This window comes from Umezawaea tangerina (genome assembly GCF_003002815.1).
GTDB lineage: Bacteria > Actinomycetota > Actinomycetes > Mycobacteriales > Pseudonocardiaceae > Umezawaea > Umezawaea tangerina.
Window position 1 is genome coordinate 1 of record NZ_PVTF01000015.1, and the last position, 18,100, is coordinate 18,100.

Annotated in this window: 17 protein-coding genes; 9 read left to right on the forward strand and 8 right to left on the reverse strand. The window is 72.4% G+C overall.

Annotated features, from left to right (window positions below; all coding sequences use genetic code 11):
* Positions 1-864: 864 nt before the first annotated feature.
* Genes ku (CLV43_RS38645) through CLV43_RS38665 form a run of 5 tightly spaced genes read left to right on the forward strand, consistent with a single transcriptional unit; the run spans position 865 to position 5,170 of the window.
* The gene (gene ku / locus CLV43_RS38645) at positions 865-1,647 is read left to right on the forward strand and encodes a non-homologous end joining protein Ku (RefSeq protein WP_106194047.1); all 783 of its coding nucleotides are present in this window, start codon (positions 865-867) and stop codon (positions 1,645-1,647) included.
* Positions 1,648-1,702: 55 nt separating this feature from the next.
* On the forward strand, positions 1,703-2,539 hold the full coding sequence (gene ku, locus CLV43_RS38650; RefSeq protein WP_106194050.1) for a non-homologous end joining protein Ku: 837 nt from the start codon (positions 1,703-1,705) through the stop codon (positions 2,537-2,539).
* Positions 2,539-3,636 carry a DNA polymerase ligase N-terminal domain-containing protein gene (locus CLV43_RS38655; RefSeq protein ID WP_106194052.1) on the forward strand — a complete coding sequence of 366 codons (1,098 nt, stop codon included), beginning with the start codon at positions 2,539-2,541 and terminating at the stop codon, positions 3,634-3,636. The genes ku (CLV43_RS38650) and CLV43_RS38655 overlap by 1 nt, the downstream gene beginning before the upstream one ends.
* A 12-nt stretch (positions 3,637-3,648) precedes the next feature.
* Positions 3,649-4,560: a non-homologous end-joining DNA ligase gene (ligD, locus tag CLV43_RS38660; protein WP_106194055.1), complete on the forward strand. Its 912-nt coding sequence runs from the start codon at positions 3,649-3,651 to the stop codon at positions 4,558-4,560.
* A 40-nt stretch (positions 4,561-4,600) separates the two neighbouring features.
* On the forward strand, positions 4,601-5,170 hold the full coding sequence (locus tag CLV43_RS38665; RefSeq protein WP_106194530.1) for a GrpB family protein: 570 nt from the start codon (positions 4,601-4,603) through the stop codon (positions 5,168-5,170).
* A 21-nt stretch (positions 5,171-5,191) separates the two neighbouring features.
* On the opposite strand, the gene CLV43_RS50230 is transcribed toward CLV43_RS38665, so the two are convergent.
* The gene (locus CLV43_RS50230; RefSeq protein WP_106194058.1) at positions 5,192-7,330 is read right to left on the reverse strand and encodes a PKD domain-containing protein; all 2,139 of its coding nucleotides are present in this window, start codon (positions 7,328-7,330) and stop codon (positions 5,192-5,194) included.
* A 153-nt stretch (positions 7,331-7,483) separates the two neighbouring features.
* Complete coding sequence (locus CLV43_RS38675; protein WP_106194060.1) at positions 7,484-8,323, reverse strand: alpha/beta fold hydrolase; 840 nt, start codon at positions 8,321-8,323, stop codon at positions 7,484-7,486.
* Positions 8,324-8,463: 140 nt separating this feature from the next.
* Here CLV43_RS38675 and CLV43_RS38680 point away from each other — a divergent pair, with 140 nt between their 5' ends.
* Positions 8,464-8,919, forward strand: coding sequence for a PPOX class F420-dependent oxidoreductase (locus CLV43_RS38680; RefSeq protein ID WP_106194063.1), 456 nt, complete (start codon positions 8,464-8,466; stop codon positions 8,917-8,919).
* A gap of 47 nt (positions 8,920-8,966) precedes the next feature.
* On the opposite strand, the gene CLV43_RS38685 is transcribed toward CLV43_RS38680, so the two are convergent.
* The 3 genes from CLV43_RS38685 to CLV43_RS38695 all read right to left on the reverse strand — a co-directional run bounded on the left by CLV43_RS38685 (position 8,967) and on the right by CLV43_RS38695 (position 12,166).
* Positions 8,967-9,653, reverse strand: coding sequence for a VOC family protein (locus CLV43_RS38685; protein ID WP_106194065.1), 687 nt, complete (start codon positions 9,651-9,653; stop codon positions 8,967-8,969).
* A 52-nt stretch (positions 9,654-9,705) separates the two neighbouring features.
* Complete coding sequence (locus CLV43_RS38690; RefSeq protein ID WP_245887293.1) at positions 9,706-11,724, reverse strand: putative bifunctional diguanylate cyclase/phosphodiesterase; 2,019 nt, start codon at positions 11,722-11,724, stop codon at positions 9,706-9,708.
* A 67-nt stretch (positions 11,725-11,791) separates the two neighbouring features.
* Positions 11,792-12,166 carry a hypothetical protein gene (locus tag CLV43_RS38695; RefSeq protein ID WP_106194068.1) on the reverse strand — a complete coding sequence of 125 codons (375 nt, stop codon included), beginning with the start codon at positions 12,164-12,166 and terminating at the stop codon, positions 11,792-11,794.
* Positions 12,167-12,233: 67 nt separating this feature from the next.
* Here CLV43_RS38695 and CLV43_RS38700 point away from each other — a divergent pair, with 67 nt between their 5' ends.
* On the forward strand, positions 12,234-13,010 hold the full coding sequence (locus tag CLV43_RS38700; protein ID WP_245887295.1) for a glycerophosphodiester phosphodiesterase family protein: 777 nt from the start codon (positions 12,234-12,236) through the stop codon (positions 13,008-13,010).
* A gap of 76 nt (positions 13,011-13,086) precedes the next feature.
* Complete coding sequence (locus tag CLV43_RS38705; RefSeq protein WP_106194073.1) at positions 13,087-14,496, forward strand: MFS transporter; 1,410 nt, start codon at positions 13,087-13,089, stop codon at positions 14,494-14,496.
* Here the strand turns inward: CLV43_RS38705 and CLV43_RS38710 are convergent.
* From CLV43_RS38710 to CLV43_RS38720, 3 genes are all read right to left on the reverse strand, one after another.
* Positions 14,486-15,436 (reverse strand): hypothetical protein, encoded by a 951-nt coding sequence (locus CLV43_RS38710; protein WP_106194076.1) that lies wholly within the window; start codon positions 15,434-15,436, stop codon positions 14,486-14,488. The genes CLV43_RS38705 and CLV43_RS38710 overlap by 11 nt on opposite strands.
* Positions 15,433-15,762 carry a PadR family transcriptional regulator gene (locus CLV43_RS38715; RefSeq protein ID WP_245887297.1) on the reverse strand — a complete coding sequence of 110 codons (330 nt, stop codon included), beginning with the start codon at positions 15,760-15,762 and terminating at the stop codon, positions 15,433-15,435. Before CLV43_RS38715 ends, CLV43_RS38710 begins: the two co-directional genes overlap by 4 nt.
* 96 nt (positions 15,763-15,858) lie before the next feature.
* Positions 15,859-17,448: an outer membrane protein assembly factor BamB family protein gene (locus tag CLV43_RS38720; RefSeq protein WP_106194081.1), complete on the reverse strand. Its 1,590-nt coding sequence runs from the start codon at positions 17,446-17,448 to the stop codon at positions 15,859-15,861.
* Positions 17,449-17,615: 167 nt separating this feature from the next.
* On the opposite strand from CLV43_RS38720, the gene CLV43_RS38725 reads away from it, so the two are divergent.
* Positions 17,616-18,059 (forward strand): protein-tyrosine phosphatase family protein, encoded by a 444-nt coding sequence (locus CLV43_RS38725; protein WP_106194084.1) that lies wholly within the window; start codon positions 17,616-17,618, stop codon positions 18,057-18,059.
* Positions 18,060-18,100: the final 41 nt, after the last annotated feature.

Genomic DNA, 18,100 nt, shown 5'->3' on the forward strand with positions numbered 1-18,100 from the left:
CACGGGACCGGAACGAGGCCGGTGTCCGGCACCACCTGCACAAGGTGATACCCGCCCAACTCCGCCGAACTCCGCGGGGCCGACCGGATCGACCGGCCCCGCACGGTCGCGAACTCCTCTCGTACGAGGGCGCCACAGGGGGCGTGACCGGCCCGAGCCCGGTGCGGCCACGGCCGCACCGGCTCCCAGCATCATTGGACCGCCGACGGTGGAGGCATCCCGTTGGCGGTGATCCTCACCGGCGGCAACGCCCATGACCCCACCCGACCATTACCACCGGTCACCATTACCACCGATCGAAGCAGCACCGGCCGATACACGGCAGACGCGGGTACACGGCAGACGCGGCCACCCGCCACACCACCCGGACACACTGCCCGGAGACCACATCTACGACAGCAACAACACCACCACACGTTGCGGGACCGAGGCATCACAACGGTTCTGGCCCGGCAGCACACCGCGCACGGTCCAGGCCAGGCGACCCGCGCCGGGTCGCCGAACGCATCAACTCCGGGCTACCGGGCTGCACCGGTACCGGCACCTCCGCATCCGCATCCGCTGGGAACACCACACCGACACCCACCAACCGCTCCCCAAACCGGACTGCGCACTGATCCGCTACCGGGACTTGCCCCAAGGCCAGGTAGTCGAGGATTTCCGTTCTCCTGCAGAGAAAAGGGCAGGGGGCCAAGGGCCCAAGAACCATGACAGGGACGGGGACAGACAGGAAGAGACGGAGGCACACCACACATCGCCACCACACCCACAGAACTCGGGGGTGGTTGGGCAGGTGGAGTAGTAGGTGGTGCGTGCGGGTGACTTGGGTTCGCACGGGCGTTCGGGGGGTGTTTTGTGGGTGGTATGAGGGCTTTGTGGCGTGGGGCGGTTTCGTTCGGGTTGGTGTCGATACCGGTGCGGGTGTTCGGGGCTACCGAGGAGCACGGGTTTCGGTTTCATCAGGTGCATCGGGTTGACGGGGGGCAGGTTCGGCATCGGAAGGTGTGTTCGGTGTGTGGGGAGGAGGTTCCGGCTGAGGAGCTGGGGAAGGGGTATCGGTTGGGGGATGGGCGGTTGGTGGTGGTGGAGCCAGAGGATTTCGAGGGGTTGCCGTCGTCGTCGGATCACACGATCGATGTGGTCGAGTTCGTGTCCGCGGAGCAGATCGACCCGATCTTCCTGCACCGCAGCTACTTCCTCCGGCCGGATGAGGTGGGGTTGCCGTCGTACGTCCTGCTGCGGGAGGCGTTGGAGCGGTCTTGGCGGATGGCGGTCGTGAAGATCACGTTGAGGCGACGGGAGACGTTGGCGGTGGTGAGGCCGCGAGGGGATCTGCTGGTGCTGCACACGCTGCTGTGGCCGGACGAGGTGAGGGATCCGGGGTTCGAGCTGCCCGAGGTCGGGGCGCGGCCGCAGGAGTTGAAGATGGCGTTGTCGTTGGTGAACTCGATGACGACCGAGTTCGACCACGCGGCGTTCACCGACGACTACCGGGACGCGTTGGAGGCGGTGATCGAGGCGAAGAGCTCGGGGGCGGTGATACCGGCGGCGCGGGGGCCGGAGGAAACGGGTGCGGTGGATCTGGTGGTGGCGTTGCAGCGGAGCCTGGAGCGGGTGCGGGAGGGGAAGCAGCCGCCGGTGCGTTAGTCCGTGTGGGTGACGTGGGAGTGCGCTTTCCGCATTTCCGGGGTAGCAAGTTGCCATGAGGGCGATCTGGCGCGGGGCGATCTCGTTCGGGCTGGTCACGATCGGTGTGCGGTTGTTCTCGGCCACGGAGGAGCACGACTTCCGGTTCCACCAGATGCACCGCGAGGACGGCGGTCGCATCAAGTACAGGCGTGTGTGCTCCACGTGCGGTGAAGAGGTGGCGTTCGCCGACATCGCCAAGGGGTACGAGCTGGACGACGGTCGGGTGGTGATGATCGACAACGAGGACCTGGAGACGTTGCCGATCGAGACGGACCGGTCGATCCAGGTGCTGGAGTTCGTGCCCGTGGAGGAGATCGACCCGATCTACTTCCAGAAGTCCTACTACCTGGAGCCGGACAAGACCGCGGTGCGGCCGTACGTGCTGCTGCGGACGGCGCTGGAGGACGCGGAGCGGCTGGCGGTCGTGAAGATCACGATGCGGCAGCGGCAGACGTTGGCGACGCTGCGGGCGCGCGACGACGTGCTGGTGCTGCACACGATGCTGTGGCCCGACGAGATCCGGCGGCCGGAGTTCGACTTCCTGGGCGGCGACGTGGAGGTGCGGCCGCAGGAGCTGCGGATGGCGGCGTCGCTGGTGGAGAGCATGGTGGGGTCGTTCGAGGAGGAGGACTTCACCGACGACTACCGGGACGCGATGGAGAAGCTGATCACGGCGAAGGCCGAGGGAGCCGTGCTGCCCGCCACCGAGGAGTCCGAGGAGAAGGGTGAGGTCATCGACCTGATGACGGCGCTGGAGCGCAGTGTGGAGGCGGCCAAGGCGTCCCGTGCGGAACCGGCGAAACCGGGGAAGAAGAAGGCGGCGGCGGAGAAGAAGGCCAGCTCCGCCTGATGGCGGACCTCTCGGAGTACCGGCGCAAGCGGGATCCCGGTCGCACTCCCGAACCCGTGCCCGATCCCGCCGTGCTCCCCCACGGCGACGACGACACGTTCGTGATCCAGGAGCACCACGCTTCGTCGCTGCACTGGGACGTGCGGTTGGAACGCGGCGGGGTGCTGGTGTCGTGGGCGGTGCCGAAGGGGCTGCCGCCGGAGCCGGGGACGATCCGGCTGGCGGTGCGCACCGAGGACCACCCGGTGGAGTACGCGGAGTTCTCGGGGGTGATCCCGAAGGGCGAGTACGGCGGCGGGGAGATGTTCCTGTGGGACCGCGGCCGGTACGAGACGGTGAAGTGGAGCGACCGCGAGGTCGACGTGGTGCTGCACGGGGACCGCGTCGAGGGCGAGTTCGTGTTCTTCCGCCGCGAGGGTTCCGGTGGGGCGTCGAAGGACTGGATGGTGCGGCGGCGGCACGTGGCGGCGCGGTCGGACTGGGAGTCGCTGCCGGAGGACCTGCGGCCGATGCTGCCGACGGCCGGGTCGCTGCCCGCGGACGACGCGGGGTGGTCGTACGAGTTCGCGTGGGACGGCGCGCGGGTGCTGGCGCGGGTCGAGGGCGGCCGGGTGACCCTGTCGACGGGGTCGGGTGAGGACGTGACGGCGGCGTACCCGGAGCTGCAGGGGCTGGGCGCGCGGTTGGGGATGACGCAGGCGGTGCTGGACGGGGTGGTGGTGGCGTTCGACGGCGGACGGCCGAGCGCCGAGGCGTTGCGGCGGCGGGTCGGGGTGGACTCGACGGCGCGGGCGCGGAAGCTGGCGAAGGCGACGCCGGTGACCCTGCTGGTGGTCGACGTGCTGCACCTGGAGGGGCGGTCGACGCTGGGGCTGGCGCACTCCGACCGGCGGGTGCTGCTGGAGGAGCTGGAGCTGGCCGGTCGGCACTGGCTGACTCCCCCGTCGTTCCCCGGTGACGGGGCGGCGGTCGTGGAGGCCGGGCGGGAGCAGGGGTTGTCGGGGGTGGTGGCGAAGAGGTCGGATTCCCCCTACTCCCCCGGTGCGCGGTCGGCGGACTGGGTGGTGGTGGCCATCGGGCCCGGTGGCGGTCGGTGACGGAGGTGTGGCGTGGGTGAGACGGCGACGGTGCGGGTGGACGGGCGGGTGCTGCGGCTGTCGAACCTGGGGAAGGTGCTGTTCCCCGAGCACGGGTTCACCAAGGCCGAGGTGATCGACTACTACTCGCGGATCGCGCCGGTGCTGCTGCCGCACCTGGCGGGGCGCCCGGTGACGCTGCGCCGGTACCCGGACGGGGTGGACGGGCCGTCGTTCTACGAGAAGAACGTGCCGCGGCACGCGCCGGACTGGGTGAGGACGGTGCGGATCGAGACGCCGGGCAGCGCGCGGGGCCACGAGTACGCGGACTTCGTGCTGGTGGAGGACCTGCCGACGCTGGTGTGGGTGGCGAACCTGGCGGCGTTGGAGCTGCACGTGCCGCAGTGGGGTGTGGGGCCGCGCGGCGGGCGGCACACCCCCGACCTGCTGGTGTTCGACCTGGATCCGGGGACGCCCGCGACGGTGGTGGAGTGCTGCCGGGTGGCGATGCTGGTGCGGGCCGAGCTGGAGCGCGACGGGATGGCGGTGTTCGCGAAGACGAGCGGGTCGAAGGGGATGCAGCTGTACGCGGCGGTCGAGGTGTCGGCGCCGGAGCGGACCGCGGAGTACGCGAAGGACCTGGCGCAGCGGTTGGCGGCGGAGCACCCCGAGCTGGTCGTGTCGACGATGGCGAAGGCGGTGCGGCGCGGCAAGGTCCTGATCGACTGGTCGCAGAACAACCGGGGCAAGACGACGGTGGCGCCGTACTCGTTGCGGGCGCGGTCGCGGCCCGCGGTGTCGACGCCGGTGTCGTGGGCCGAGGTGGAGGCGTGCGCGAGGGCGGAGGACCTGGTGTTCCTGGCCGCCGACGTGGTGGCGCGGGTGACCCACGGCGGGGACCTGTTCGCGGAGCTGCGGGACAAGGCGGTCCGGCTGCCGAAGTGACCGCGCTACCCTGGACGGCTGCCTACCGGAGGGGATGGTCATGCCTGAGTCCGCCGAGTCCATGGAGGACCGGTTGCGGAAGGTGTTCGTCGAGGAGCCGCCCAGGCTGGACTCGACGGTGACGCTCGTCGAGTACGACCCGGCGTGGCCGGGTCTGTTCCGGCGTGAGGAGGAGCGGATCCGGGCGGTGCTGGGCCCGGTCGCGGTGGTGGTGGAGCACATCGGGTCGACGTCGGTGCCGGGGCTGGCGGCGAAGCCGATCGTGGACGTGGTGCTGGGGGTGCCGGACTCCGCGGACGAGGACGCCTACCTGCCCGCGTTGGAGGCGGCGGGGTACGTGCTGAGGATCCGGGAGCCGGAGGCCGACGAGCACCGGCTGTTCAAGGGGCCAGACACGGACGTCAACCTGCACGTGTACACGGCGGGGCACCCGGAGATCGGGCGGTGCCTGCGGTTCCGGGACCGGTTGCGGTCGGTGGACGCCGAGCGCGAGCTCTACGAGGCGACCAAGCGGGGGTTGGCCGCGCGGACGTGGTCCTACGTCCAGGAGTACGCGGACGCGAAGACCGAGGTGGTCGAGGGGATCCTGGGGCGTGCGGGGAACCGGTGAGTTCCCCGCACGCCCTGCGGGTCAGCCGAGGCGGCAGCCGGACAGGATGATCTCCTGGCCCAGCAGGGTGCGGACGCGGATGGCGTTCTGCACGAGCTGGCCGCTCGGGGTGGTGGTGGTCTCGTTGTAGAAGACCTGGGCGACGCCGGGGATGCCGAGGGATCCGGAGCCGGTGCCGATGGGTGTGCCGTTGATGGTGCCGACGCGGGAAGACCCGAACACGCCGGGCGCGCCGGACTCGCAGCGGCTCTCGATGTTGGCGATGGTGATGGCGCCGCCCAGCAGGGAGGCGCCGTCCACCTTGGCGGTGGCGACGGTGGTGCCGGTGGCGGCGTCCAGCGCGCAGTCGGCGTGCAGGGCCTGCACGGTGGCCAGGCCGAGGACGGTCACGGTGGCGACGGTCTTGTCCTCGTTGGGCGGGCAGGTGGCGTGCGGGGTCTTGGCCACGGTGACCAGGCCGGTGGCGGCCAGGGCGAAGGCCTCGCCGCGCAGGTAGATGACGACCTTGACCACGGCGGTGGCCGAGGCGCCGTCGTCGTCGGTGACGGTCACCAGGACGTTGTGCGCGCCCAGGGCGGTGAACGGGTGGGTGGTGGCGCAGGTGCCGGAGCCCGGAGCCTGGGTGACGGTGCCCGCGACGACGGGGGTGCCGTCGGCGAAGTCGACCGTGCAGGTGTGGGTGTCGTTGGTGGCGATGTCGGTGAACGGCGCGGTGAAGGTGACCGGGGTGCCGCGGGTGACCAGGGCGCCCGCGGTGGGCGCGGTGATCGTGACGGCGGGTGCGACGTTGGTCAGGGTGAGCGTCGTGGTCCTGGCTACGGCGGGGTTGATGCCGTCGTTCGCCGTCAGGGTGAGGGTGTAGACGCCGTCGTCGGTGCACTTGACCGTCGTGGACTGGGCGGCGGCGTTGCCGAAGGCGCAGGTGGCCCCCGCGTCGACCCCCGAGGCCGGGGCGATCGTCCACGCGGTGGTCAGGCTCGGACCGTCGGGATCGGTGACGGTCCCGGCGAGGGTGACGTTCGTGCCCTCCTGCCCGGCGTACGGGCCGCCGATGACGACGACCGGGGGCGCGTTGATGGTGATCGTGTGGCAGTCGGTCACGGTGCCGTCGCCGCCGCCGTCGGTGCCCGCGGCGGTGACGCACAGCTGGTGGCTGCCCGCGCCGAGGGCCGCGGTCGTGGTCGTGTAGGTGACCGAGGCGGGCCCGTCCTGCGGCAGGCCGGGGGTGGTCGCGGTGATCGGGGCCGGGGCGCCGCCGTCGACGCGCAGGGACAGCGCGGTGAGCTTGGCGGAGATGACGCCGGGCAGGATCGACGGCAGCTGGGCGACGTCGGGGACGTTGGTGCACGTGCCGCCGGTGGCGTCGGCGATCTGCTGGAGGGTGTCCGCGCCGCTGCCGCAGGAGGAGCCGGTGCCGACGGCGAAGGTGAAGTAGTCGATGTCGGCGGGCACGGCGCCCAGGGGCCCGGCGATGGCGGGGCCGTTGTTCATGCCGTCGGACAGGAACACCACGATGCGCTGCGGTGTGGTGGTGGCCGCCGCGACGGTCGTGGACTTGCTGATGCCGTCGGCGAAGTTGGTCGAGCCGCCGATGCTGCGGGCGGAGAACCGGGTGAGGCCGCCGGTGGGGCTGTTGGTGGCGGAGGTCAGGACCTCCTCGACGTCGCGGGTGCCGTTGCCGTTGTCGTCGGTGGCGGGGCCGGTGACCAGCTGGTCTCCCCCGGCGGGCTTGACGTCGGCGGTGGCGCCGACCTGGCCGAACGCCGCGACGCCGACCTGCCCCACGGTCCCCAGGCCCACGGCCTGCGCGTTGAGGGCGCGGGCCGCGGTGACCTCGCAGTCGAGGACCTGGTTGGGGGCGCCGTCGCCGTTCTGGTCTCCCCCGCACCCGGCCGCCACCCCGGAGGTGGTGCTGCCGGAGACGTCGAGGACGTAGGTGATGGAGGTGTTCGCGACCGGCTGGGCCTGGCCCACCGAGGCGGTGCCGGTGACGGTGACCGGTCCGGCCGGTAAGACGGCGCCGTCGGCGGGTGTGCTGATGGTCGTGGCGATCCCGGTGCCGCCGGGGAGGTTGCCGTCGACCGCGGAGGCGGGTGGAGCGGTGGTGATCACGAGGGCGATGGTCGCCAGGGTGGCGGTCGCCGTGGTTCTGAGCGTCATATGCCTTCCTCACTGGTGGTGACCGTGGCCGCCGGGGTGGGTGACCACGGTGGGAGGAGGGCAGCGCTGTTCGGACGAATACGGAGCGATCCTCACGTCCGGCAACGCCAGGCACGGGGTGGACGCAACGACCACCCGTTCGGCCCCACGGGTTCAGTGCGGGAAGTCGGCGAGCCGCTTCACCAGGTGGTCCGGGTCGTCGAGCCACGGGAAGTGCCCGCCGCCGGGCTGCACCGAGAGGGTCGCGCCGGGGATCAGGTCGACGAGCTCGGCGCACCGGTAAGTCGGGGCGATGGGGTCGGCGTCCCCGACGTGCACCAGCAGCGGGACGTCGAGCTCCATCAGGGCGCGCCTGGTGTGCCCCGGGGCGAAGGCGCCCTCGGCCCAGTACCCGCGCAGCGCCTCCGGCGACCGCTCCCCCGCTTCGGCCTCGGCGTGCGCGCGGGCAGCGGCGTCCCAGCGGCCGTAGAACAGGGGCGCGGCGCGGACCCGCGCGGACGGTTCGTCCGCACCGGTGTGCAGCAGCTCCAGCGCCGCGGTCGCGTCGGCGAACCAGGGTTCGCCCGAGCGGGACGCCAGGTAGCGGGCCCGGTCCTCGGTGGTCGGGGTGAGGTCGACCGCGCGCAGCGCCGGGGAGAGCAGGACGAGGGACCGCAGCCGGTCGGTGTGGTCGACGGCGTAGGCCATGGCGATCCCGGCACCGGCCGCGTGGCCGAGCACGTCGACGCGGCCCAGGCCCAGGTGCCCGCGCAGCGCCTCGACGTCGTGGGCGAGGCGGTCGCGGCGGTAGGTGGCCGGGTCGGCGGGGGCGTCGGAGTCGCCGGTCCCCCGGTTGTCCAGCACCACCAGCTGCCGGTGTTCGGACAGCCCGCCGAGGTCGCCCAGGTAGGAGCCCGCGCGGCCCGCGCCGCCGGGCAGGCACAGCAGCGGCCGCCCGGTGCCGGTCACGCGGTAGGCCAGCTCGGTGCCGTCGTAGGAGGTGAACCGCGCCATGCCGTCATCCTGCCGCAGCCGGGGTGCCCGTGCCGCCCCCAGACCCCCAGGCGAGGCGGTCGACCCGAGCCGCGCCGGCGCGTCCAGGTAACCGCCGTGGCATCCGGCCGCCGATGACCCGGCGGCCTAGGGTGGTCGGTATGCCGAAGATCGCCACCGCCGATGTCGTGGAGCGGGACAGCCTGCTCGAGTTCCTCCGGCCGCGCCACCGCGGCCTGCTGATCACCCAGCGCGCCGACGGGCGTCCGCAGGTGTCGCCGGTGTCGTGCGGGGTGGACACCGACGGGCGGATCGTCGTGTCGACCTACCCGCGGCGGGCGAAGTCGCGCAACGCCCGCCGTGACGACCGGGTCACGATGTGCGTGCTGTCCGACGACTGGGACGGTCCCTACGTGCAGGTCGACGGGCGCGCGGAGGTGCTGGACCTGCCGGAGTCGGTCGAGCCGCTGGTGGAGTACTTCCGGTGCATCGCCGGTGAGCACCCGGACTGGGACGAGTACCGGGAGGCGATGGTGCGGCAGGGCAAGAGCCTGATCCGGATCACGATCGAGCGGTGGGGCCCGATCGCCACCGGAGGGTTCCCGCCGGAGCTGTGAACCGGGACGCGGGCGGTCGCACGACCGCCCGCGGCACCGGACACGGGTCAGGGCATGGCCTCCACAGGACCGGCGGTCGTGGTGGTGGCCAACGAGCCGCCCCAGCCCGCCGGGGCTTGCAGCACGCCGACGACACCACCGGCGGGCGCGGCGATGGCCGCGGCCAGGCCCGTGTGCGCGGTGTGCGGTGCGACGACGACCGAGCCGCCCAGCTCCACCGCGATGGCCGCCGCGGCCGCTACGTCGGGCACCGAGAAGTACACCAACCACCCGGCCGCGAGGTCGCCGTCGGCCGCGCAGCGCCCGGCCACGGCACGGCGGGCCGCGTCGAGCTCGGCCTCGTAGAGCGTGGTCGTGTCCACCTCGCGCACGTGCCAGCCCAGCTCCGCCGTGTAGTGGTCGTCGGCGTCGGCCTCACCGGCCAGCTCCACCCAGCAGGGTTCCCCCGGCCGGGGTTCGGGCGCCCACGGGCCGTGCAGCACCCGACCGCGGTCGGCGGCGGCGCCGTGGTGCAGCGGGCGCGCGGGAGTGCCGCCGAACACCAGCCGCCACCCGCCCTCACCCGGTGAGATGTGGACCGCGAGCCGGTCGCCCACCCAGCCGCCGAACACGTCGTCCGGCTCGGCGAGCACCGACCAGCCGAGCAGCTGAGAGTAGAAGTCCGCGGTCGCCTCGGGCGCGTCGGTGCTCAGCTCGATCCGACGCAGCCCTCGGGCCGGGTTTACCTGGGGCACTTGGTGGTTCCTGTTCTCAGCTGGAATCCCCGAACGCGCCCATCATGTTGTCCTACCGGGTGGAGTTCAATGCCCCGTTCGGCCCCAACGTCCGTTCCGCGAGGACCTCGGCCAGCGGGCGCGGCTTGCCGAGGTGGAATCCCTGGCCCACGCGGACGCCCAACCGGATGAGCGCCTCGACCTGGGTGGGCCGCTCGACCCACTCCGCGACCGCCGAGAGCCCCAGGCCGCGGGCGATCTCCACGATCCCGGACACCAGCACCGCGTCGGTGCTGTGCTCGTCGATGCCGCGCACGAACTCGCCGTCGATCTTGATGCCGGTGATCGGCAGGTGCTTGAGGTGGATGAAGGACCCGAAGCCGGAACCGAAGTCGTCCAGGGTGATCCGGCAGCCGAACCCGCGCAGCTTCAACGCGAGCGACCGGGCGGCGTCCAGGTTCGTCACCGCCGCGGTCTCGGTGATCTCCAGCCCCAACCGACCGGGCGCCACCCCCGCACCGGCGAGGCGGTCGAGCACGAACCCGGCGAACTCCTCGTCCTCCAGCGTGCGGCCGGAGACGTTCACGTTGAACTTCAGGTCCGGGTCCGGGTGCTCGACCAGGGTGTCGATGGCCTTGCTGAGGACCCAGCGGTCGATGTCGTGCACCAGGTTCGACCGCTCGGCCTCCGGGAGGAACTCCGCGGGACCGAGGTAGGGCTCCTGGCCGTCCTCCAGGCGCAGCAGGATCTCGTGGCCGAGCACCTTGCCGGAGATCAGCTGCACCATCGGCATCGCGTGCAGCGCGAGGCCTCCGGAGTCCAACGCGGTGCGCAGGCGGTCGTTGACCGACACGCGCTTCACGGTGTCGGCGTAGTGGCCCGGCTCGTACACGGTGACCCGGTTGCGGCCGGCGGCCTTCGACGCGTACAGGGCGAGGTCGGCGTTGGCCAGCACCATCTCCCAGGCGTCACCGGCGGTGTAGGCCGCGACGCCGGTGCTGATCGTGATGCGCGCGTTCGGGGCGACCCCGACCAGCGGCAGCGCGGCCACCGCGTCGCGCAGCCCGTTCGCGACGACCTCGGCCTCGGTCTGGGAGAGTCCGGGCAGCACGACCGCGAACTCGTCGCCGCCGATCCGGCCGATGAGCTGCGGGTCGTCCAGCCGGGACCGCAGGGCGGTGGCCAGCGACCGCATCAGCCGGTCGCCCACCGCGTGCCCGCGCAGGTCGTTGACGTCCTTGAAATTGTCCAGGTCCAGCAGCAGCAACGCCCCGTCGCCGCCGGTCGCGAGCTGGCGCTCCAGCTCACGGGTGATCGCGCGCCGGTTCGACAGCCCGGTCAGCGGGTCCTGCTCGGCCATCAGCAGCAGCTCGTCGTGCACCCGCCGCGCGGTGGTGATGTCGTGCGCGGTGCCCATCGCGCGCACCGGGACGCCCTCGTCGTCGTGCACGACCTCGCCGAAGCACTCGAACACCCGCTCGACGACCTCCCCGGTCCCCTCGTCGGGGCGCACCATGCGGTGGGTGAAGCTGAACCCCGCCGCCGTGCGCATCGCCTCCTCGAGGACGGACTGGATCATGGCCCGGTCGTCGGGGTGCACCATCGCGATGTACCCGACGAAGTCGAGCTCGCTGTCCTTGGGCATGCCCCACATCTCGAGCAGCGTGTCCGACCACACCACCCGGTCCTCGGCGATGTGCCACTCCCAGGTGCCCATCCGGCCCAGCACCTGCGCGCGGCGCAGCGCGTCGGCCTCGTGCGTGGCCTCCAGCTCGCGGTCGCGCCACGCCGACACGTCGACCATCTGGTAGAGCATCTCGTCGGGCGAGATGCGGCGGCAGGACACCTCCAGCCACCGGTGGCCCTGGGCGCACGTGCTGGGGGTGAGCAGGGTGAGGCCGGAGCGCGGGCGCTCGGGTGTGCCGGGCAGCAGCGCGGGCAGCGACCTGCCGACGACCTGCTCCACCGGGACGCCCAGCAGCACCGCCAGCGCCGGGTTGGCCCAGCGCAGGATGCCGCGCGGGTCCGTGACTCCGAAACCGACGTTCGCCCGGTCGAGCACCTCGCGGTACAAGGCGCTGTTGCCGCTCACGCAATCCTCCTCGCCACCTGCGCGCCATGATGGTGGAGATCACCGTCCGTGGGCAAGCCGCCACCGTTCAGCGCAGTCGCTCCAGTCCCCGCGCGGCGTCGACCATGCCCGCGGCCAGTCCGCGCAGCTCCTCGCCGCCCGCACCGTCCTCCGCGGCCGTCATGATGTCCTCCGCCGCGCACCTGAGCTGGAACAACCTGTCCTGCAGGTCGGCGAGCTCGGTGCTGGAGAGCACCACGGCGTCCTCGGGCAGTCCGCCCCGCTGCACGGCGGCGCGCCGTTCGTAGGCGCGTTGCCTGCAGGGTTGGGCGCAGTAGCGCCTCGGACGTCCGATCCGGCCGTGGTCGGGCAGTCGCCGACCGCACCAGGCGCAATGCCGGGCGACCTCGCGGCGTTGGCCGATCACGCCGACGGCGCCCTCGGCCTCGGTCACCAGTTCCATGGCGCGCGACGGTATCCCGCCACCCGCCGTTCGCTCCAGCGCCACGCCGCCGGTGCACACTCGTGGCGTGAACGAGACGCACCCGTACCTGACCGGCCCGCACCCCAGGGCGTACGCCCACCGGGGGTGGCACCTCGACGACCTGGCGGGCATGGAGAACTCCCTGGGCGGGTTCCGCCGCGCGGCGGGCGAGGGGTACCGCTACCTGGAGACCGACGTCCACGCGACGTCGGACGGGGTGGTCGTGGTGCACCACGACACGACCCTGGACCGCACCACCGACGCGACCGGCGCGGTGGCCGCGCTGCCGTGGTCGGAGGTGCGCAACGCGAAGATCGGCGGGCGCGAGCCGATCACCCGGTTGAGTGATCTTCTGGAGGAGCTGCCGGAGGCGTTGTTCAACATCGACGTCAAGGCCGACTCCGCCGTGGAGCCGGTCCTGGCGCTGCTGCGGCGCGCCGGCGCGATGGGGCGGGTGTGCCTGGCGTCGTTCTCCGACGCCAGGTTGGCCCGGTTGCGCCGGTTGGGCGGCCCGAGGCTGCTGACGTCGATGGGGCCGCGCTCGGCCGGGGCGCTGTGGCTGGCGGGCCGGGTGCCGGTGGCCGGGCTCGCGGTGCGCGGGGCGCTGGCGCAGGTGCCCGCCGAGCGGGGGCGGCTGCGGATCGTGGACGACCGGTTCGTGCGGGCCGCGCACCGGATCGGCTCGGAGGTGCACGTGTGGACGGTCGACGACCGCGCGGAGATGGAGCGGCTGCTCGACCTCGGCGTGGACGGGCTGGTCACCGACCGGCCCGACGTGCTGCGCGAGGTGCTGCGGGAGCGCGCGGAGTGGACCGCCGGCTGACGTCCCGAAGGCATCTTGGCAACAGGTTGGGGTAACCGTCCTTCGTCCGGTCGGGTGACCAGTACAGTCCGCCGTCATGAGCGTGGTCGACAGCAGCCCCGAGAGTGCGGGCACCACCCCCGACAGACGTCGTGAGCAGCTCGGTTGGTGCTGGTACGACTGGGCGAACTCGGTGTTCCCCACCTCCGTGGCCACGGTGTTCCTCTCCGGGTACCTGACCGCGGTCGCCAAGGAGGACGCGCGCGCCGACGTCGCCCGCAACGGTGCCGACGCGTGCGCCGACGGGCCGCTGACGCGGTGCGACATCTCGTTGTTCGGCGCGCACTTCCCCGCCGGGTCGCTGTGGGGCTACCTGCTGTCGATCGCCACCGTGGTGCAGGTGCTCGTGCTGCCGGTGATGGGCGCGATCGCCGACCGGACGCAGAACAAGAAGCGGATGCTCGGCGCGTTCGCGTTCGTCGGCGCCGCGGCGACCATGGCGCTGGGACTGGTCAGCGGGGCCGACTGGGGCCTGGGGGTGGGGCTGTTCATCCTGGGCAACATCTGCTTCGGCTCGTCGGTCGTCGTGTACTACGCGTTCCTGCCCGAGATCGCGACACCCGACGAGCGGGACGCGGTGTCGGCGCGCGGGTGGGCGTTCGGCTACCTCGGCGGCGGGGTGGCGCTGGCGGTGCAGCTGGCGCTGTTCATCGGCCACGACGCGATCGGGCTGACCGAGGGTTCGGCGGTACGGGTGGCGTTCGTGCTGTCGGGGCTGTGGTGGGCGGGGTTCACGCTCATCCCGTTGGCGCGGCTCAAGCAGCACCAGGCGCCGCACGGCCGCGAGCACGGCGCCGGGGTCATCGGGGCGGGGTTCAAGGAGCTGGGCCAGACGTTCCGGTCGGCGCGGATGTTCCCGCTGACGCTGGCGTTCCTGTTCACCTACCTGATCTACACCGACGGCATCTCCACGGTGGCCAACGTGTCGGCGCAGTACGGCCGCGACGAGCTCAAGCTCGACGAGACGGTGCTGATCTCGACGATCCTGATCGTGCAGTTCGTGGCGTTCTTCGGCGGTGTGCTGCACGGGTGGGGCGCGAAGCGGTGGGGCGCCAAGCGCACCATCCAGGTCAGCCTCGTCGTGTGGATCGTGGTGATCGGCGCGGCGTTCTTCGTGCAGGCCGGGCAGCAGTTCCAGTTCTACGGGCTGGCCGCCGGGATCGGGATCGTGCTGGGCGGCACGAACGCGCTGTCGCGGTCGCTGTTCAGCCAGATGGTGCCGCCCGGCCGCGAGGCGCAGTACTTCTCCCTCTACGAGGTCGGCGAGCGGTCCACGTCGTGGCTGGGCCCGCTGGTGTTCGCGGGCGTCGGCCAGGCGACGGGCTCGTTCCGGCTGGCGATCATCTCGCTGGTGGTGTTCTTCGTGGTCGGGTTCGTGCTGCTGATCTTCGTGCCGGTGCGCCGGGCCATCGAGGCGTCGGGGAACCCGGTGCCGGTCAAGGTGTGACGGGCAGCGGCGGTCGTCGGAGGCCTCGGAGTCCGGCGACCACCAGCGCGGCCGCGACGACCACCAGCACGGCGGTGCGCACCGCCAGGAAGACGGTCAGGGCCGTGCCGCTGGGGTAGCTCAGGTACAAGGTCAGGTACCACAGCTCCACCGGCAGCAGGAGCACCGACCACACGGCGAGTGCGAAGGTCCAGGCGACTGAACCGCCGCGCACCAACCGCACCGCACCGGCCGCGATGACGACCAGCGGGACGAGCTCGCCCGCGGTCGCCGACAGGAACACGACCACCGCCGAGCTCGAGGTGAGCGCCCCGAAGTCCGCCGCGACCACGGCGGCCGGGACGCACGCCCACAGCCACGGCCTGCCCGCCGGGGCGGGCGCGTCGCGGTGGAAGCCGACGAGCAGCGCGGCGGCGGTCGCCCACATCGGCACCTGCCAGAGCAGGCCCAGGAACGCGACCGGGCCGTCGGTCAACGGGACCACCACCACGCCGTAGAGCGCTGTCAGCACGGCCAGGACCTTGGCCAGGGTGCGGTGGCCGGTGAACATCGCGAGCGGACCGCCCACCAGGACCAGGTTGACCGCCACCGGCACAGCGGGCGCGCCCGGCGACTCCACGGCGGTCGAGGTCAGCGCCTGGCCGAACCAGCGGAAGGCGTAGGACAGCTGCACCAGCAGCCCGACCATCGCCACCAGCCGGACCACGTCGCCCAGCACGACGGCGCGGTCCGGGGCAGCGGAGGCGGCGAGCCTGGTCCGCACGGCCAGCGCGAGCGTGGCACCGGTCTCGCCCCAGCCCGGCCGGCCGTGCTCCAGGTCGAGGTCGTCGGTGCGGTCGGCCAGGAACAGCCCGACCATCTCCTCCTCCCGCTCGTCGCGGTACCAGCGGGGCAGCACGCGCAGGAGGCGCCGGTAGCGGTTCTCCAGGTTGCTCCTCACAACGCCCCCCTCGCCTTGAGCACGAACGCCGCGGCCGCGACGTTCGCCGACAGCCGCACGACCTCCGCCTGCAGGGCCCGCACCCCGGCGTCGGTCAGCCGGTAGTAGCGGCGCAGCCGCCCCTGGTGGACCTCCTCGCGGTCCCGTTCGGCGAACCCGTCGGCCACCAGCCGGTCGAGCACCCCGTACAGCGTGCCCACCCGCAGCCGGGTCCGCCCCTCGGACAGCGCCTCGACCGCCTGCACGATCGCGTAGCCGTGCAGCGGCTCCTCCGCCAGCGCAGTGAGCACCAGGAAGGTCTGCTCGGTCATCACCCGACTGCTCATGGGACATGTTATATCGGAAAGCGGTATATGTCGGCTAGTGGCACATCACGAGGACGGGGGGCGCCCCACCCTCGTGGGACGCCCCCGTCAACGACCTCAGAGTCCGAACGCCAGCAGCACGTGCCCGCCGTCGGGGTTGGGGTAGGCCGGGGCGTAACCGGCCTGGACGTAGACCATCCCGTCGGACACCACCGCTCCCCCGCCCGCGCCGGAGATCGCGCCGCCGCGGCCCGGCAGACCGTTCACGCCGGTGAAGTCGCGGACCGTGTCGTAGGTCCACAGCACCCGACCGGTGGTCGCGGAGTAGGCGCGCAGCTTGCCGTCGTTGGCGCCCTCGTAGACCACGCCCGGACTGCTCGACACCGCCGGGCCGTGGCCCAGGCTGCAGATGTCCGGGTGCTGGGCCGCGCCGCCGGTGGTGCAGCCGTCGGCCGGGTTCGGGGTCTCCCACAGCACCCGGCCGGTGGCGGGGTCGACGGCGAAGACCTTGCCGGGGTCGGCGAAGTACGTGGCGATGTAGAGGCGCCTGCCGTCGAAGCTGGAGCCCCACTGGATGCCGGAGACGCCTCCGCTGGGCAGCGGCACGCCGAGCTGCCTGCGCCACACGACCTCACCGGTGCGGGCGTCGAACACGTGGTACACACCCACCTTCTGGCCGACCCCGACGAGGGTGCGGCCACCGACGGTGAACACGTTGGGCGTCGCGCCGATGTCGTAGTCCAGGGCCGAGCCGTCCTTGAGTCCGGGGCAGTAGCCCTCGGGGTCGGGGTCGTTGCACAGCGACCGCCAGGTGTCGGCCTCGGTGACCTGGTTGCGCCACTTCACCGCGCCGGTGCGCGGGTCCAGCGCCAGCAGCGTGTCGAAGTCGCCCGCGCTGCCGGTGTAGTTCTGCCCGGTGCCGACGTAGAGCGTGCGGGTCTTGGCGTCGATCACCGGGGAGCTCCACACCCCCGCCCCGGACGGCTCGTACTTCGTGGCGCCGCTGGGCCACGTGCCGACGGCCTGGGGCTGCGGCACGGTGTAGTGCCGCCACGCCAACGCTCCGGTGTCCGCGTCCAGGGCGTCGATGTGACCGCGGAAGGTGCAGCACGCGTAGTCCTTGCCCGCGGTGTTCTCGCCGCTGGACGTCCCGACGTACACCCGGCCCTCGAACACGATCGGCGAGCTGGTGACGGTGGCCGAGGGGTGCGCGTCGACCTGCTTGGCCCACACCAGCGTCCCGGTGCGCTGGTCCAGGGCGTAGACGTAGCCGCGGATGTCGCCGAAGTACACCCGGCCGCCCGCCACAGCCGGGCCGTCCCAGGCGATCGCGGGTCGCGGGCCCGGCTCGACGACGCTCATGTCGAAAGTCCACCTGGCGGCCCCGGTGCGGGCGTCGCGGGCGTAGAACCTGCCGTCTGGGCCGCCGAAGTAGGCGACGCCGTCGACGATCGCGGGCTGGCTGCGCACCGGCGCGTCGGTGTGCGGGTAGGCGAAGGCCCACTTCAGCCGCAGCCCGTCGACGTTGTGCTGGGTGATGCGCCGTTCGTCGGCGTTGAACCTGGTCCCCGACAGGTCTTTCTGCCACGTCGGCCAGTCGCCGCGGTGCGCGCCCGCGGTCGAGGTGGTGGGATCAGCCGAGGCAACGGCGGCGCCGAACAGCGCGAGAGCCAAACCGGTCGCCAGTAACGATCGAATGCCCTTCATGGGTCCCCCTTGTGGTTTCGGGCGACCACCACGATGGCAGCGGCGCGAGGCGCCGGGGATCCGCTGAAGGTCGTCGCCGGGCGAGGAGAAGGTGGACGCCGCGATCAGCCGTTCGGTTGATCCGGGGCCGTCGAAGGGCTCGGTGACCCGATCGGGAGGATGGGGACATGACCAGCACGCACCTCACGGGCGCGACGGAGCTGCCCGACGGCACGTGGATCCGCGGCCGGGGCCTGCGCCACCCCGTGCCGACCGGCCCGCTCCCCGAGCAGGGCCTCTACCTGGGCGGCTCGCGGCTGCGGGCCCGCCACGACCACGCGCTGACGTGGCCGCACCACTGGGTCGACTGGCCGGACTTCCTGCTGCCGCGCGACCGGGCCGACGCCGTGGCCCGGATCCGCGAGCTGCACGACTTCGCCCGCGCCGGGCACCGCGTCGAGGTGGCCTGCTTCGGCGGCCACGGTCGCACCGGGACCGTGCTGTCGTGCCTCGCGGTGCTCGCCGGGGTCCCGGCCTCCGACGCCGTGGCGTGGACCCGCACGCACTACCACCGCCGTGCCGTGGAGACGCCGTGGCAGCGGCGGTGGGTCGAGAGGTTCCCGACGTCCTGAGCCGTGGCGCGGGGCGGTGGTGCCGCCCCGCGCCACGTCGG